This is a genomic window from Roseofilum capinflatum BLCC-M114 (assembly GCF_030068505.1).
Lineage (GTDB): Bacteria > Cyanobacteriota > Cyanobacteriia > Cyanobacteriales > Desertifilaceae > Roseofilum > Roseofilum capinflatum.
The window spans coordinates 1-15,428 of sequence record NZ_JAQOSO010000081.1 but is presented as its reverse complement, the minus strand read 5'-3'; the positions used below and the strand labels follow the sequence as shown (position 1 = coordinate 15,428).

The window sequence follows — 15,428 nt, the reverse complement described above, 5'->3', positions numbered from 1 at the left end:
GGGAAAAGTTCACTTTTCTTTTAAAGATTGCCCCGGACTTTGAAAACCCCCTGCTGATAAAGGGCTACATTAACCAACACCCATCTAGATCCAATCAAGTCCCTACCAGCGCCCAGTATTGGTAGAAATCCTCAAATCCGATCGCAACCGTAAATCCAGATCCGTATTCGGATCGATCACAAATACCTCACCCTTGTTGCGTCCCAAAAACACCCCAGTGAGCGCTCCTAAACCTGCACCCCCCAAAACCTCCTCCGTGGCGATCGCGCGATCGCCCGTTATCCCGGCTAAAATCGTGGCTGCACCTGCACCAATGGCTGCACCTCTGAGGATCGAAACCGCTCGCGAGCGGCCTAACCGCTCGGTTTCCGTAAACGTGCGTGAAACCGCATCGAACGGTAAACGAGTACCATTGACCAAAACCAACTCCTGTGCCACAAACCGAGTCCCTAGCGTACTTCCTGAAACCGGTTCCAACGCTCCCCTCACCTGCGATCCCTTGGGAATCAACAATTGTCCCTGACGAGAGGTAATATTATCCGCAATTGTCAATACCAACTCAAACATTTCATCCGGCGCAATCACCACCTTCTCGGCCTGATTGTAAACCACTGGTAACACCACTCCCTCTGGAATGACGACATCATTAGCATCCGGAAACAACTGACTCACTAAAGGAGAGGTTTGGGCAACCCCTGGAAGTACCCCCCCAGACAAATTCATCGTTAATAAACTGACTAAACTCAGACCTAAACCTATCGGAGAGTGGGCTGATTTTTCTCTAAAATTCATCCTATTCCCTTCATCCTTAACTAAAACAACATGACCCCCATGACCTCCTACCCGATCCTGAAGTTCCAGGATCGGGGTTAGAACCGTGAAAAATGGTTTTCCTATTACCTATTACCGCGCGAAGCGCTCTAACAGCATCTAATACAAAGCCGAAACTAACTTTTTCCGATACTCCTGAGTCAAAGGATGATTAGGACCCAAACCATCAAACAAGGCTAACATCCCCTTACGTCCAGCATCCTGCTGATAGGAGCGGTGCTGCTCTACAAAATAGAGTAACTTGTCGAGTGCCCCTTGATAATCCTGCTCTAATACCTGATGACAGGCTCGAACATATTCACGATCTAATTCGGTTTCCACGGGTAAACTCACTTGACGATGAAAATACAATAACCCTTTCATCGACTGCGCTCTAGAAAATGATTCTGGATCGTCCTTATCCACAGTCATCAGCATTTTCTCTGCCTGTTCAAATTGACCCAAATGGGTCAGAAATTCAGCCGCAACTAATACCAATCTAGGGTCTTGAGGATAGGTTTCAAACAACCGATCTAAAATCGCTTTGACTTGGGGATACTGCTTTTCGGCAATTAATGCCTTGATTTTCTTGAAATCTCGTTCTAAGGAAGATTGCAGATTAAATTTAGATAACATTTCCCGAATGTTTGCTTCCGGTAAAGCGCCTACAAAACCAGGAATGACCTCTCCCTGATGAACAACCCGAATATCGGGAACTCCTTCCACATGGTAGCGATTGGCCAACTCTGGATTTTGATCGATATCCACCTTCGCTAACGTAATCCCATATTCAACCGCCAGCTTCTCTAAAATTGGCTTAATGATTTGACAAGGGCCACACCAGGTGGCAAAAAAATCCAGTAATACGGGTTGTTGATAAGATGGCTCTAAGACTTCCGGGCTAAAATTTGCAGCATTAATCACAATCACTTGTTCCATGGGTTTATTCTCCTTGATTGTCGGTCATCGTGTCAGTTACTATTCTTCTCTTCATCTGTAACTCAAGTCCCTGAAATTGCCCGTCTCGTGCAAGGCTGTTTTATTGTAACAAAACAATAAGACAGTCCCTAAATGGATCTGCCCTCGCCGTTCTCCAAGAAACGTTATCCTAATAGAGTTGCCGTTTGCAGAGGATAAAACCATGGATTCTGAAAACCCCCGCGACACTAATCGCCGTCTGCGAGAACTCGAAGAACAACTCAATCGTTCCTATAACTCCACTTTTAGTTCTGGGTCAGTCAAAGGCCTATTGACAAAAATCCAAAATTGGTATCAAACCCTATCGAGTACCGGCAAACTGGTCGTTGCTGGAGTGGCAGTAGTTATTGGCTTTGGTTTTCTCAATCTCTTCCTGCGTTTGGTCACGACCTTAATCACCTTAGCGGTTTTAGGGGGAGCTTTATATTTAGGTTACAAATTCTTAATTGAGTCTGACCCCTCGCAAAATTAGGTTAAAGTTCAAAAAGCTTTGTCTAGGGGAAGACAGACCACAGGGAATACATTCAGGTCTTTCCCTGGTACAAGCATCCTTTTAGATTCATTCCCAGTTCAAGACTCGACCCTATGGCAAGTTCAACGGCCCCTAAAGAGAGTAACCCCAATCCCCCTTTCAAACTCCGTCGTCCTCCTTTATCCTTACGGCGGTTTAGTGCTTGGGTGGTGGAAGTATCAATGGTGGTCGTCAGTGCAGCCGTTCCCTATGGTTTGGGGGATTATGCCCAAGATCGAGGGACTCAAACCCCAGTTCCTCTCAATTCTATGGTCGCTACTGGCCAAGAGACGATCGCCAAAACCTTAGCCTTACCCATGAGCGATCGCCAAAACCCGGTTTCTCCCCTCACTAACTTGCTCTGGTCAGTGGCTTTTATTGCTCCGGTGGCTGTCGCTGGATGGCAACTCTATCTGCTGGGAACGACCGGCCAAACCTCCCCTAAACGCTGGTTAGGGGTGCGCGTCATCTCTTTTAATGGGGGGGTTCCCGGCTTAGGACGGGCCCTGGTTCGGGAGGCGATCGGGCGTTGGGGGCTGCCCATCGGCCTGGCCTATGCCATTTGGCGCTATAGCGGCGCTTTTCCCCAACTGGCCATTTTACTGGGCCTATCGGGTTTAATGCTCACCGTGGAAGTGTTTAGCGGCCTCTTTGACCGCTACTATCGCGCTTTCCATGACCGCATTGCGGGTACTTATCCCATCTCCGAACCCCTAACCCTCACCTATGGCAACCCTGGAGAAGACCCCCCCGGCGCTTTGGCCCTGACTCCTAAAACCGGGAAAGATGAACCCAGTTTATGGACTTGGATGCAAACCCATCCCGGTATTACCCTGGTGACGGCCATGGGTTTAGGCTTGGGTTCGGTACTGGTGACGTTTGTGGGAACCCAAATTTTTATTCAGTCCCAAACCACTGTCCGGGAAGGGGATGCTCAGGATAATCAACTCTTTTTAGAATTGGTGCAAAATCTCGATCGCTCGGTGGCTAAGTCCGACCAGACAGAGGCAATTTTGGCCTTGGGAACCCTCAAAGACCCCAAAGCCTATCAATTTTTGGTCGATTTATTAGTCCAAGAAACTGACGTTAGTTTAGTAGAGACCATTCAACAGGCCCTGTTTAGCATGGGGCCGGAGGCTCTCCCCTATTTGCAACGGGCTAATCTAGCTCTGCAAAAGGATATGGAAACCTTGAGTCCAGGAAGCAACTCAACCCAACAAAATATGATTCGCTTGCGCCTGCGAGCGACTAAACAGGCGATCGTCAAAATTCTGACGATCGATCGCCAACCACCGGAAAATTTGTCGTTAGCGCAAGTGGATTTAGGCAAAACTTCTGCCCCGGTTGCGTTTGTGGCAGTGATGGACAAAACTGACCTATCGGGGATTAATTTTCGCGGCGCAATTTTATCCCAAGCCAGCCTTAAATGGAGTCGATTTTATGGAGCAGGGGACGATCAGCGCTTGGGTACATTTGATGACCGTATTGCTGATTTAAGTGGTGCGGACTTAAAAGAAGCGGATTTAACGGGGGCACTATTATCTAATGTCATCATTCGTCGCACGAACTTAATTCGCGCCATCTTGAACAAAGCCAACTTAAATGAAGCCCGATTGACTGGCTCAAATTTCAGTAGCGCCCAACTGACTGGCGCGACGCTGCAATCTGCCTTCCTAGAAACCACCAGTTTTACCGGAGCTAACTTAAATGATACTAACTTTGCCTTTGCCAATTTACAAGGCTCACGCTTAGGACAAGTTCAAGCGATCTCCAGTGAATTTAAGTTAGCCAACCTCACGCAAACGACCTGGGAAAATGCTAATTTATCCCAAGCGAACTTTAGCAGTGCCCAATTGCAATCAGCCGATTTTACCCAAAGCCAATTAACTGGCGCAAATTTCAGTAATGCCCAGCTACAAGAGGCTAACTTTACGGGCGCAATTTTAGTGAATACGGATTTTCAAGGAGCCAAATTAGCGGGGGCTAACTTTGAAGGAGCTGTGTTTGAATCAGTGGTCAAACCGGAGACAAAAGACGACTTTGTAGAAAAACAATCTCCTGTAACGCCCTCTCAAGGATTTGCGGGAGTGGATTTTAGTGACGCGCAAAATATAGACCCAAAACAACTGACTTATCTGTGTTCCCAAGGAGCAATTCACCCGAATTGTTCTATGGAGAATTGAATGGGTATTGGCGGTTCCCCGGCCGATAAATGGCATCAGCCACCCGACACACCTCCACCATCTGCGGCAAATCGTGGACTCTCATCAAATCTGCACCCCCGGAAATGGCCGCACAACAGGCTGCTGCTGTGCCCCAAACCCGTTGTTTGGGGTCAGGTTGGTTTAAAATATGACCGATAAAACTTTTGCGCGATGGGCCAATTAACACCGGACAACCCAATTCGCGCAACCGGGGAATCTGGCGCAGAATCTCTAAATTTTGCTCATAGGTTTTGGCAAATCCGATGCCTGGATCGATGATTATTTCTTGGATTCCTGCCTTCAGAGCCTTCTGGATTTTCTCCTCTAAAACTGCCACAATTTCGCCGATTAAATCTTCATAGTCGGTCAACTGTTGCATGGTTTCTGGAGTTCCTCGCATATGCATCAAGATAATCGGGACTCCCAATTGAGCTACGGTTGCCAACATTTGCTCGTCAAAGTCTCCCCCGGAAATATCATTCACCCAATCCGCACCTGCCTCTACTGCCGCCGTTGCTATTTCGGATCGCATCGTATCAATAGAAACTGGGATTGTGCCATAGGGTTCCGGTAATTCTCTGAGGGTTTCAATGACTGGAATCACCCGATTGAGTTCTTCATCCAGGGAAATTTGGGGGCTACCGGGGCGGGTGGACTGACCGCCAATATCGAGGACATCTACCCCTTGATTGACTAAATATTGGGCGTGGGCGATCGCCGTTTCTAAACGATTAAACTCCCCGCCATCACTAAAACTATCTGGCGTAACATTCAACACTCCCATTACATAGGTTTGCTCTCCCCAATTCAAGGAGCGTCCCCGCACTATCCAAGCCATATTCTAGTCCCATAAAACCTAAAAACTGTAGGGGCGAACGGCCGTTCGCCCCTACGGCCTATTTCCTGTTGCCTATTCCCTATTTCCTAGGGCGAAGCGTTATAATTGGCAATTCGGGCAAACCCTTGTGCATCCAGACTTGCGCCACCAACGAGAACTCCATCAATTTCCGGTTGGGCCATAATCTCATCAATATTATCCGGTTTCACCGAGCCTCCATATTGAATCGGCACATCCTGGTTAGAAAGCTGAGAACGAATTAAACCAATCACCCGGTTGGCTTCCTGAGAATCACAAGTTTTCCCAGTTCCAATGGCCCAAATTGGCTCATAGGCAATCACCAGTTGACTTTGATCGATGCCGACTAAATCTTGATCCAACTGGGAAGTAATATGAGATTCCGTTTCCCCATTCACGCGCTGTTGCTCTGTTTCTCCCACACAGAGAATGGGGATTAGCCCATGTTTCTGAGCTGCTTTCAGGCGTAAATTTACGGTTTCATCGGTTTCACCAAAATATTCCCGGCGTTCGCTGTGGCCGATGACCACATACTGAACTGGGATCTCTGTCAGCATGGGCCCGGAAACTTCACCGGTATAAGCGCCCTGGTCTTCCCAGTGAACATTTTGAGCGCCCAGATCGACGCGAGTTCCCTTTAGTTTTTCTGCTAAAATCCCTAAATCGGTAAAGGGAACGCACAAAACGACAGTTCGTTCTGCGGGGGTTTGTTCCAATTGAGAGAGAAAGGCTTGCAAAAACTCTAGGCTCTGGGCCTGGGTTTTGTGCATTTTCCAGTTACCTGCTAAAACTATCTTTCGCACTGATGATGTAATCCTCAGACTAAGCAATATTCATAAGCTCAAAGGAGCATCGTACCTTTTTTTGGGCGCTTTCTGCAATGGTTCCTGGGGCGATCGCTAATTTTGTCTAGAATTGTAAAAGAATTAGATTCTGGGAGACACACAACCACTATGGCAAAAGTTGAAATTTACACCTGGAGTACCTGCCCCTTTTGTCTGCGAGCCAAAGCCTTATTAGACCGTAAAGGGGCTGACTATATTGAATATTGTATCGATGGAGACGAAGACGCACGGGATGAAATGGTAGAGCGCACGGGCGGCCCGCGATCGCTCCCTCAAATTTTTGTTGACGATCGATATGTGGGCGACTGTAGCGGTATTTATGACCTTGATTCTCAGGGTAAACTCGACCCCATTTTAGCTCTGTAAAGTCAAGGACAAACATCTTGCTCGCTGCCTTTTTCTAGGGAGCAAGATGCTCGCATTCCTGTTGGGGCGGAGTTTGGGAATCGGAAAAACCTTGGTATGATCGAAGGTTGGGTGATTAAGGATAGAGAACTATGAAACAGGGACAGAAAACTCGCGTGGGGGTGATTGGGGGAGGACAGTTAGCCTGGATGATGGCTCTAGAAGCCCAACCCTTGGGGATTGAATTCATCGTACAAACGCCTGAATCGAGCGATCCGGCAGTCTCTAGAGCCTCGGAGGTCATTTTTGGGGCGATCGCCGATGCTGCTACTACAGAGCAATTGGCCCAACGCTGTGAGGTGATTACGTTTGAAAATGAGTTTATCGATCTAGAGGCGCTCTCTTCACTAGAGCAGTCTGGGATCTGTTTTCGTCCCCGTTTATCTGCCCTCAAACCGTTATTAGATAAATACGATCAGCGCTGTTTTCTGCAAAATTTAGGCATTCCGGTTCCCTGGTTTAAAAGTGTAGATTGGTATCATTTACCGGAAAATTTGTCTTTTCCGGTGGTTTTGAAGACCCGAAGACAGGGGTATGATGGTCAAGGAACTTTGATCTTAAAAGATCGAGACCAGTTAAATCAAGCGGCAAAAACCTTTGCTGATGTTCCCGTTTTATTAGAAGACTTTGTACCCTTCGAGCGAGAATTGGCGGTGATGGCAGCTCGCTTTTCTTCTGGGGAGGTGGTGGTGTATCCGGTGGTGGAAACCCAACAGATTAATCAGGTTTGTCGGTGGGTGTTGGTTCCGGCTGAAGTGGGGGAAACTGTGCAACAAAAAATTGAGGAAATGGCTCGGACGTTACTCAATCAGTTAGAGGTAATTGGAATTTTTGGGATTGAGTTTTTCTTAACGGCTGACCAGCAAGTTTTAGTGAATGAAATTGCCCCGCGTACCCATAATTCCGGTCATTTTAGCTTAGATGCTTGCCAAACTTCCCAGTTTGCCCAACATCTGCGATCAGTGGCAGATTTACCAGTGGGCGATCCGAGTTTGCAGTGCGGGGGAGCGGTGATGGTGAATTTATTGGGGTATGAAACTTCAGAGAGCGAGTATTTAGAGCAACGGGAGGCATTAGCCCAAATTCCTGGCAGTCATGTCCATTGGTATGCCAAGCCTGAAGTCAGACCGGGACGCAAGCTAGGCCATGTTACGGTCTGTACAGATACCACAAAACGGGAGGAGTTGGTGGCGATCGCCCAAAAAATAGAATCGATGTGGTATCCGAGATAAAAATCTCTAATCCCCCCTAGCCCCAAACAGGAATTTGGCTTAGAATACGAATCAAGATAGGCTGCGGCGTTGGTGACTGCCAATAACGTTTTATGATCTATGCTTGACTTATAAGGGAACTGAAAGCGATCCTAGCGGCAGTAAACCGAGCCAGCACTCGGAAACGGAAGCGGGGACTTCAGTACCCACCTGGTAACCCCAGGTCAAAAGCTGAGGCAAGACGGCGTTGCGGTCTATCTCATCAGGGAATGGGGAATAGGGAATAGGGAATGGGGAATAGGGAATAGGGAATGGGGAATGGGGAATAGGGAATAGGGAATGGGGAATAAATTCGCTGCAAGGTACTTTAGTAATGATAAGATTAAGGACGCGCCAGAAATGGGCGCGTTTGTGTTTTTTTGTGCCGCAGATCAGGGCATCCTGGGGCGGTTGAGTTCTGTGATTCTGAGCCGAAACTGATATGACGAAAACTTTTACTGTTGAAATTAACCACCAAGGGACAATTGAGACCATTGAAGTTCCTGAAGACCGGAAAATTCTAGAGGTAGCCAATGAAAAGGGTCTAGATTTACCTCAGTCTTGTTTAGCGGGAGTGTGTGAAACCTGTGCCGCATTACTGACAGAAGGGACGGTGCGCTATGGTGATGATAATGATGCCATGGGCTTGAGTCCGGAATTGCGGGAAAAAGGATATGCCCTGCTCTGTTCTGCTTATCCTCAATCGAATATTAAATTAGAGACTGAAAAAGAGGATGAGGTCTATGATGCACAGTTTGGGAAATAGGAAATTCTGAACTCGTGCTATAGAATTTTTAATGAAATGTAAACTGGAAATGCCCTCTCCCTATATCCCTCTCCCACGGGAGAGGGACTTTTCCCCCCTTCTCCCTTCGACTTCGCTCCCTTCGACTTCGCTCCCTTCGACTTCGCTCAGGGCAAGCAGGGCAAGCAGGGCAGCGCCTGTGGGAGAAGGGGACGGGGGATGAGGGCAAGATCTGGTCTGTTTACCAAGAGAATAAAGACATGACGACTCACTTTATTACGGCCGAAATTGATTTACAAGCTACGCCGAACCAATTGCATCAAGAGATTGAAACGGAACTGGAAAAGCGGGGGGAACCCTTGCGTTGGGCGGTGACTGCTGTGGATGAAGAGCAGCAAAAGGCGACGGTAGAAGCGGTGGTGATCGAACAAGCGTGAACCGCCCCTATACTGTTGTCCTGATCGTCCCCACGGGTATTGGTGCAGCCATTGGGGGTTATGCGGGGGATGCCCTGCCGGTAGCAAAGGCGATCGCCTCTATTAGCGATCGCCTAATTTCCCATCCCAATGTTCTCAATGGCGCATCCCTCTACTGGAATATTCCTAACAGCTTGTACGTGGAAGGCTATGCCCTAGACCGGTTTGCCAGTCAACACTGGGGACTGCGCCCAGTACAGGGTAACCGGATTGGGTTGATTTTAGATCGGGCGATCGAGCCAGACTTACGCACTCGTCATCTACAAGTAGCCGATGCAGCACGGGCAACCCTGGGATTAAAGATTACCGGCTATGTGATGACGGACGCGCCCTTAGAGGTGAGCTTAAGCCAGGGCAAAAGTCACGCCAGTTCGGGAACCCTGGGCAACCCAGATAGCTTGCTCAGAGCGGCTGAAAAACTGAAAGATGAACAGGGTGCAGAGGCGATCGCCGTAGTCGCTCGGTTTCCCGACGATACCGAAAGCGAAGCCCTGCAAAACTATAGACAAGGGCAAGGAGTAGACCCCATTGCCGGCCTAGAAGCCATTATCTCCCATCTGGTCGTTCGCACCTTGGGCATCCCCTGCGCCCATGCTCCAGCTCTCCAACCCCTACCCCTTAACCCCCAGCTCTCCCCCCGTTCTGCCGCCGAAGAACTGGGATATACCTTTTTGCCCTGCGTTTTAGTCGGCTTAAGTCGCGCCCCCCAACTGCTCACCCCCCTAGCCCCCTATCGCCCTCAACCGACTGATATTTGGGCCGATCAGGTAGATGCGGCAGTGATTCCGGCAACCGCCTGTGGAGGGAGTGCTATCTTAAAGTTAAGTCAAACCCAGACTTGCATTATTGCTGTTGATGAGAATACCACCGAGATGCGATCGCCTCCAGAACCACTCAAAATCCCAGTAGTGCGAGTAAACTCGTATTTAGAAGCCCTTGGAGTCTTAGTTGCCCATCGGTCTGGGGTAAGCCTAGAATCGCTTCAACCTCACCTATTACCTTTATAGAGAAAGGGGTAAGCCACCCCAAAATTGACCTTTCTTCACCTAAACGCTTGTGAGTGACCAACATAATCTCGACTTAGAACCGATGACCCGATCGCAGATTCTCATCGCCATGGGAGTAACTGCTGTGATTCTGCTGATTGTCGCCAAAGTGTGGTTAGCGATCAGTCCCACTGACCATCTTCGCGCCCAATGGCAACTCGATAAACTGGCGATCGGAGCCGTTCTTGGCCTAGGAATTACCGCCGCTAGTGCCCTAGTTTATCGCCTCTGGCCCGCCTATCGCCAAAGCGCCGACGTTTATCTCGGCCTTGTCCTTAATCCCTTGACCTATCCCGATATCCTCTGGTTAGGACTCCTACCCGGCCTCAGCGAAGAATTCCTCTTTCGAGGGGTGATGCTCCCTGCTCTAGGATTTAACTTTACTGGTTTGATTTTATCAAGCCTGTGTTTTGGTGTTTTACACTTAAGTGGGAATAACCAATGGCCCTATGTCATTTGGGCAACCTTAGTCGGACTAGCCCTAGGATATAGTGCTTTAGCCACGGGTAACTTGTTGGTTCCGATTTTAGCCCATATTCTCACGAATCTAGTCTCTAGTTTCACCTGGAAAATGGGCAATCCATCTAACTTAAGTGCTTAATCTTCAACTCACTCCGGCTTTTTGCATTCAGCTAGGAGGTTCAGGTGAGACCACCGCAATATCATTTTCATCAGATTAGGGTAGCTCTAACCGCCTTCGGTGTATGGAGTTGCTTCCTCTTGTTTGGCTTGGTATTTACGCCTTTAGAAGGTTTTAGCAGTCTCAGGTTACAGGAAATTTATCCCTTAATTAGCATTCTCTTGGCTCTGATGCTCGTCTCCTATTGGGGAGGGTTCAACGTCGGGTTAGGGAGTGCCCTGTTGGTGAATGCGATCCTGGTCTATCATGGCTTTATCCCTGGCGATCGCCCCTTTTTCCCCCATACCCCTTTAGAATTGGGTTTGTCTGGATTCTTGATGTTTAGTATTGCCCTATTAATCGGCCATACCCAAGATCGCAACAAAATCCTGATCCAGAAGCTAAAAAACACCCAAAATTCCTTAGATAAAAGTTTAGATCGACTGACGAGTTTTAATCTTTTACTGCAAGAACTGCTGAGGGAAAGCCATGTTTACTATCAATCCTTAGCGGATGTTTTACCCCAAATGATTTATCGGGTCGATTGCGAAGGCAAGTTAACCTTTGCGAATCAAGCCTTTTTAAGCCTGATTAGCAAAAACTGGTCAGAAGTCATAGGTCAATCCTTAGATCAAATTTATCCTCTAGAGTTAGCCCAAAAAATGATGGGCGAAGATCGATGGGTTCAGGAAACGGGAAATGTCTTAGATCGGGTTGATTACCAGTCTTTTTTGCCTAGCGATCGCCCCCGCTATTTTCATGCGATCAAAACCCCCATCTATAATGCCCACGGAGACATTATTGGCACTCAATCCGTGAGTTTGGATATTACTGAGCGTGAAACCATTTTAGAAGCCCTACAAAAGAGCCAAAAGCGTTATGAACTAGCAACTCAAGCCGGAAGAGTTGGGATTTGGGAATGGGATTTACTGGAAAATAAACTTAAGCTAGATGGCAGTTTACAAAAATTATTAGGATATGATAAAGAAGAAAATAATACCCATTTAGAAGACTGGTCAGAACGGATCTATAGTGAAGACAAAAGAAGCCTATTTAAGCAAGTTAATCGAGCCGTTAAAGGAGAAATTGAAAACTATGAGATCACCCAAAGATTAGTCCATAAAAATGGTCAAATTTGCTGGTTTTTGCTGCGAGGTACGGTACAAAAAGATGAGCAAAACCAAAGAGTACGCTTAATGGGGACAGGAACAGACATTACCGAACTGAAAGAAACTGAAGCCGCATTAATCAAAGCAGAGAAAAAATATCACAGTATTTTTGAGAATGCCATTGAAGGAATTTTTCAAACCACGTTAGAAGGTGAAATCATTAGTGTTAATCCTGCCTTTGCTAAAATTTTAGGCTATGACTGTGCCGAATCTCTGATGGAAACGGTTGATAATGTGCAAACCCAACTCTATGTTCATCCACCTCAGCGAGATGATTTGATTGCCTTGATTGAGAAGAACGGAGAAATTTTAGGATTTGAATATCAAGTTTATCGCTCGGATGGCAGCCAAATCTGGATTTCTGAAAATTGTCATTCCGTGCGAGATCCTGAAGGTTATTTATTATATTTAGAAGGAACCATTGAAGATATTACTGAGCGCAAGAAAGCTCAAGATATTTTAGAACATCATGCCTTTCATGACCCCTTAACTGGCTTGTTTAATCGTTCTGCATTAATGGAGAAAATTGAAAGCTGTTTAAGTCAAGTGCGCGAACAACCGGGGCGTTTTTTCACTGTCTTAATGATCGATCTGAATCGCTTTAAGATTATTAATGATAGTTTGGGGCACTTTGTGGGCGATCAACTGTTGATTAGTGTGGCCAGACGCTTAGAAAGCTATATCGCTAATTGTGGTATTGTGGCTCGCTTAAATGGGGATGATTTTGCTGTGCTAATTCCAGACATCCAGAATTATGATGAAATTATGGACTTAGCCGATTGTATGGAAGAAGCTTTTATTAATGAGCCGTTTTGGGTACAAGGTCATGAAGTATTTATGAGCGCGAGTATCGGGATTGTTTTATCTCATCATGCGTCTACGGGGTTGGTGTATGAAGATGCTGAACAGTTACTCAAAGATGCAGATACAGCCATTTATCATGCTAAACGCAAGGGTAAAAATCATCATCAATTGTTTGATAGTACCATGCGCCCGGTGGATGAGTGTCAGTTTCAATTAGAGATGGATTTACGCCGGGCGATCGATCGCCAGGAATTTTGTTTATACTATCAACCGATTGTTTCTTTACATACGGGAACCATTACTGGCTTTGAGGCTTTGGTACGTTGGAAAACTGAGGAAAATCGGGTGATTAGTCCCGGTAAGTTTATTCCTTTGGCGGAGGTAACGGGTTTAATTGTCACCATAGGAGAATGGGTGATTGAGGAAGCCTGTAGGCAAATTAGGGAGTGGCAAACGGATGGGTTATGGTTAGATTCGCTCTATGTGAATGTGAATGTGGCTGGTCGTCAGTTTTCTCAAGCGGGGTTAGTTGAAAGGATTTATCAATCGTTGCAATGCTATGGTTTGTCGCCAGAGTCGTTTCAAGTGGAAATTACGGAAGGGTTGATGATGGAGCAGATGGAATCGGTGATCGATCAATTGCGCCAACTGCAAGCGTTAGGGGTGCATCTTTGTATTGATGATTTTGGGACGGGTCATTCGAGTTTAAGTCGCCTCCAGTTGTTTCCGATTAATACCCTGAAAATCGATCAGTCGTTTATTCCTTTGAAGACTGAGGTGGAGAAGGATTGGGAGTTGGTGAAGTCGATTGTGAATTTGGGCCATAGTTTGTCGATGCGAGTGGTGGCTGAGGGGGTGGAAACGATGGAACAACAGCAGAAGTTGCAGGAGTTGGGGTGTGATTATGGGCAAGGATATTGGTTTGCGAAACCTTTGGAACAGGAGGCGGTGAGGGAGTTGTTACGGCAAAATCCGGTTTGGTAGGCGTGATGCGCTACGCGCTAGGGAATGGGGAATGGGGAATGGGGAATAGGGAATAGGGAATAGGGAATAGGGAATGGATGAGGGTAACCGTGTCATATCAAGTCTGTTGGATCAGTTATAGGTAAGTCATTGCGAATGGAACGAAGTGGAATGAAGCAATCTCTTTCTCCTCGCTAGTATTAGCGTTTCTGCTTCGCGGACATAAAAGCGAAGCTTGCGTGAAACGCGAATGCTTCCCTAGAGCCAACGGTTCTCAACCGATACCCATTTTAAATTTTTAATTGATACAGCAGTTTTCGCTGTTATGAGGTACATTAATGACTGTTTTGAACGATCGCTAAAATGGCTCAAAGTGCTACCCAGTCTGCTGTTTGTTCCCCCCATTCCCCCATCACAGCGCAAAGCGCTGTATTAGGACTTGAGGAAGGTTCTGACTTGCTTGAGGATGCGTTCACAGGCGTGGCCGTCTCCGAAGGGGTTGATGGCGGTTGCCATGCGTTGATAGAGGTCGGGTTGCAAGAGGAGTTCGGAGGCTGCGTTAAGGATAGCGTGGGATTCTGTGCCGATTAAGCGGGCGGTTCCGGCGGCGATCGCCTCTGGACGCTCTGTGGTCTCCCTTAGCACTAATACGGGTTTGCCTAATGAGGGGGCTTCTTCCTGAAGTCCGCCAGAGTCGGTTAAGACAAAATGACAGGCGGCGATCGCCCCGACTAATTGACCATAATCTAAGGGTTCGGTTAAAAAGATGCGATCGTGGTTGCCCAGCATTCGCTGTAGGGGTTCGCGCACCGTGGGATTGCGGTGTAGGGGCAACACCAGGGCAGTATCGGGAAATTGGGCTAAAATTTGTAAAAATCCGGTGGCGATCGCCTCTAACGGCTCTCCCCAATTTTCCCGCCGATGCACCGTCGCCAATAACACCCGATATTGAGACCAATCTAACCCTGGAATTTCACACCCCTTCTGAGATTGAGCCACCCACAAAAGGGCATCAATGACTGTATTTCCCGTTTGGTGAATCTCTCCCACCACCCCAGAGCGGTGTAAGTTTTCCACCGCTAATGCTGTGGGGGCAAAATGTAAACTGGCCAATTGAGAAATTAACCGTCGATTGGCCTCCTCTGGATAGGGATTCCACAGCCGATCCGTGCGTAATCCAGCCTCCACATGGGCAATGGGAATTTTTTGGTAAAATGCCGCTAAGGTGGCTGCAAAGGCCGTAGTCGTATCCCCTTGCACAATGACCAAATCTAACCCCAAGTCAGCAAACAGAGCCTCTAACCCTTGCAAACTGCGACAAGTAATATCCGTGAGCGTCTGTTTGGGCTGCATAATCTCCAAATTATGGTCAGCCTCTAGCCCAAACAAATCCATCACTTGGGCCACCATCTCTTGATGTTGACCCGTTAAAATCACTTGAGTCTCAAACTCTGGAGCCGATCGAAACTGCGCGATCGCAGGCGCTAACTTAATGGCCTCTGGACGAGTGCCCACAATAATCCCAATCCGCCAAATTTTAGACATATTTTATACAAACACAAACAAAAAAAAGGGAGTAAAATAAAAATTGGCTGGTCTCCCTTGTCCAGTTAGATAAGATGACATACCCATCCATCAGTTTGGGCCGGCCCATGAGGACGTTAAACCTAAAAATAAAGAGTACAATAAGTCCAACAGTGTGCGATTCGTTCCCGCCAAAAGTAAAAGGAAACCCCTAAAACGTAGG

Annotated in this window: 14 protein-coding genes and 1 other RNA gene; 10 read left to right on the top strand and 5 right to left on the bottom strand. The window is 47.3% G+C overall.

Features of this window, described 5'->3' with window-relative positions; genetic code table 11:
- Positions 1–102 precede the first annotated feature (102 nt).
- Together PMG25_RS14480 and PMG25_RS14475 are read right to left on the bottom strand one after the other, a co-directional pair.
- Entirely contained in the window at positions 103–792 is a 690-nt protein-coding gene (locus tag PMG25_RS14480; protein ID WP_283767609.1) for a hypothetical protein, read from the bottom strand.
- A gap of 138 nt (positions 793–930) precedes the next feature.
- Complete coding sequence (locus PMG25_RS14475; RefSeq protein ID WP_283767608.1) at positions 931–1,749, bottom strand: tetratricopeptide repeat protein; 819 nt, start codon at positions 1,747–1,749, stop codon at positions 931–933.
- Positions 1,750–1,951: 202 nt separating this feature from the next.
- Here PMG25_RS14475 and PMG25_RS14470 point away from each other — a divergent pair, with 202 nt between their 5' ends.
- Together PMG25_RS14470 and PMG25_RS14465 are read left to right on the top strand one after the other, a co-directional pair.
- Positions 1,952–2,260, top strand: a complete 309-nt coding sequence (locus tag PMG25_RS14470) for a hypothetical protein (RefSeq protein ID WP_283767607.1) — start codon at positions 1,952–1,954, stop codon at positions 2,258–2,260.
- Positions 2,261–2,373: 113 nt separating this feature from the next.
- Entirely contained in the window at positions 2,374–4,482 is a 2,109-nt protein-coding gene (locus PMG25_RS14465; protein ID WP_283767606.1) for a pentapeptide repeat-containing protein, read from the top strand.
- Here the strand turns inward: PMG25_RS14465 and folP are convergent.
- Positions 4,469–5,341: a dihydropteroate synthase gene (folP, locus tag PMG25_RS14460; protein WP_283767605.1), complete on the bottom strand. Its 873-nt coding sequence runs from the start codon at positions 5,339–5,341 to the stop codon at positions 4,469–4,471. The two genes, PMG25_RS14465 and folP, sit on opposite strands and share 14 nt — an antisense overlap.
- An 86-nt stretch (positions 5,342–5,427) precedes the next feature.
- Positions 5,428–6,162, bottom strand: a complete 735-nt coding sequence (gene tpiA, locus PMG25_RS14455; protein ID WP_283767604.1) for a triose-phosphate isomerase — start codon at positions 6,160–6,162, stop codon at positions 5,428–5,430.
- Between the two features lie 150 nt (positions 6,163–6,312).
- On the opposite strand from tpiA, the gene grxC reads away from it, so the two are divergent.
- The 8 genes from grxC to PMG25_RS14415 all read left to right on the top strand — a co-directional run bounded on the left by grxC (position 6,313) and on the right by PMG25_RS14415 (position 13,702).
- The gene (grxC, locus tag PMG25_RS14450; protein WP_283767603.1) at positions 6,313–6,570 is read left to right on the top strand and encodes a glutaredoxin 3; all 258 of its coding nucleotides are present in this window, start codon (positions 6,313–6,315) and stop codon (positions 6,568–6,570) included.
- 131 nt (positions 6,571–6,701) lie between these two features.
- Entirely contained in the window at positions 6,702–7,841 is a 1,140-nt protein-coding gene (locus PMG25_RS14445; RefSeq protein WP_283767602.1) for a 5-(carboxyamino)imidazole ribonucleotide synthase, read from the top strand.
- Between the two features lie 55 nt (positions 7,842–7,896).
- A non-coding RNA gene (gene ssrS, locus PMG25_RS14440) (6S RNA) lies at positions 7,897–8,080 on the top strand.
- Positions 8,081–8,301: 221 nt separating this feature from the next.
- Positions 8,302–8,625 carry a 2Fe-2S iron-sulfur cluster-binding protein gene (locus tag PMG25_RS14435; RefSeq protein WP_283767601.1) on the top strand — a complete coding sequence of 108 codons (324 nt, stop codon included), beginning with the start codon at positions 8,302–8,304 and terminating at the stop codon, positions 8,623–8,625.
- 239 nt (positions 8,626–8,864) lie between these two features.
- On the top strand, positions 8,865–9,041 hold the full coding sequence (locus PMG25_RS14430; RefSeq protein WP_283767600.1) for a hypothetical protein: 177 nt from the start codon (positions 8,865–8,867) through the stop codon (positions 9,039–9,041).
- On the top strand, positions 9,038–10,087 hold the full coding sequence (locus tag PMG25_RS14425) for a DUF3326 domain-containing protein (protein WP_283767599.1): 1,050 nt from the start codon (positions 9,038–9,040) through the stop codon (positions 10,085–10,087). The genes PMG25_RS14430 and PMG25_RS14425 overlap by 4 nt, the downstream gene beginning before the upstream one ends.
- Before the next feature lie 82 nt (positions 10,088–10,169).
- Positions 10,170–10,727 carry a CPBP family intramembrane glutamic endopeptidase gene (locus PMG25_RS14420; RefSeq protein WP_430540969.1) on the top strand — a complete coding sequence of 186 codons (558 nt, stop codon included), beginning with the start codon at positions 10,170–10,172 and terminating at the stop codon, positions 10,725–10,727.
- A 44-nt stretch (positions 10,728–10,771) separates the two neighbouring features.
- Entirely contained in the window at positions 10,772–13,702 is a 2,931-nt protein-coding gene (locus tag PMG25_RS14415) for an EAL domain-containing protein (RefSeq protein ID WP_283767597.1), read from the top strand.
- A 411-nt stretch (positions 13,703–14,113) separates the two neighbouring features.
- On the opposite strand, the gene wecB is transcribed toward PMG25_RS14415, so the two are convergent.
- Complete coding sequence (gene wecB / locus PMG25_RS14410) at positions 14,114–15,226, bottom strand: non-hydrolyzing UDP-N-acetylglucosamine 2-epimerase (RefSeq protein ID WP_283767596.1); 1,113 nt, start codon at positions 15,224–15,226, stop codon at positions 14,114–14,116.
- Positions 15,227–15,428: the final 202 nt, after the last annotated feature.

What these genes read in the sequence shown, in the direction of transcription:
- PMG25_RS14480 (WP_283767609.1), bottom strand. Translation starts at nt 792, where the DNA reads ATGAATTTTAGAGAAAAATCAGCCCACTCTCCGATAGGTTTAGGTCTG.
- PMG25_RS14475 (WP_283767608.1), bottom strand. Translation starts at nt 1,749, where the DNA reads ATGGAACAAGTGATTGTGATTAATGCTGCAAATTTTAGCCCGGAAGTC.
- PMG25_RS14470 (WP_283767607.1), top strand. Translation starts at nt 1,952, where the DNA reads ATGGATTCTGAAAACCCCCGCGACACTAATCGCCGTCTGCGAGAACTC.
- PMG25_RS14465 (WP_283767606.1), top strand. Translation starts at nt 2,374, where the DNA reads ATGGCAAGTTCAACGGCCCCTAAAGAGAGTAACCCCAATCCCCCTTTC.
- folP (WP_283767605.1), bottom strand. Translation starts at nt 5,341, where the DNA reads ATGGCTTGGATAGTGCGGGGACGCTCCTTGAATTGGGGAGAGCAAACC.
- grxC (WP_283767603.1), top strand. Translation starts at nt 6,313, where the DNA reads ATGGCAAAAGTTGAAATTTACACCTGGAGTACCTGCCCCTTTTGTCTG.
- PMG25_RS14445 (WP_283767602.1), top strand. Translation starts at nt 6,702, where the DNA reads ATGAAACAGGGACAGAAAACTCGCGTGGGGGTGATTGGGGGAGGACAG.
- PMG25_RS14435 (WP_283767601.1), top strand. Translation starts at nt 8,302, where the DNA reads ATGACGAAAACTTTTACTGTTGAAATTAACCACCAAGGGACAATTGAG.
- PMG25_RS14430 (WP_283767600.1), top strand. Translation starts at nt 8,865, where the DNA reads ATGACGACTCACTTTATTACGGCCGAAATTGATTTACAAGCTACGCCG.
- PMG25_RS14420 (WP_430540969.1), top strand. Translation starts at nt 10,170, where the DNA reads ATGACCCGATCGCAGATTCTCATCGCCATGGGAGTAACTGCTGTGATT.
- wecB (WP_283767596.1), bottom strand. Translation starts at nt 15,226, where the DNA reads ATGTCTAAAATTTGGCGGATTGGGATTATTGTGGGCACTCGTCCAGAG.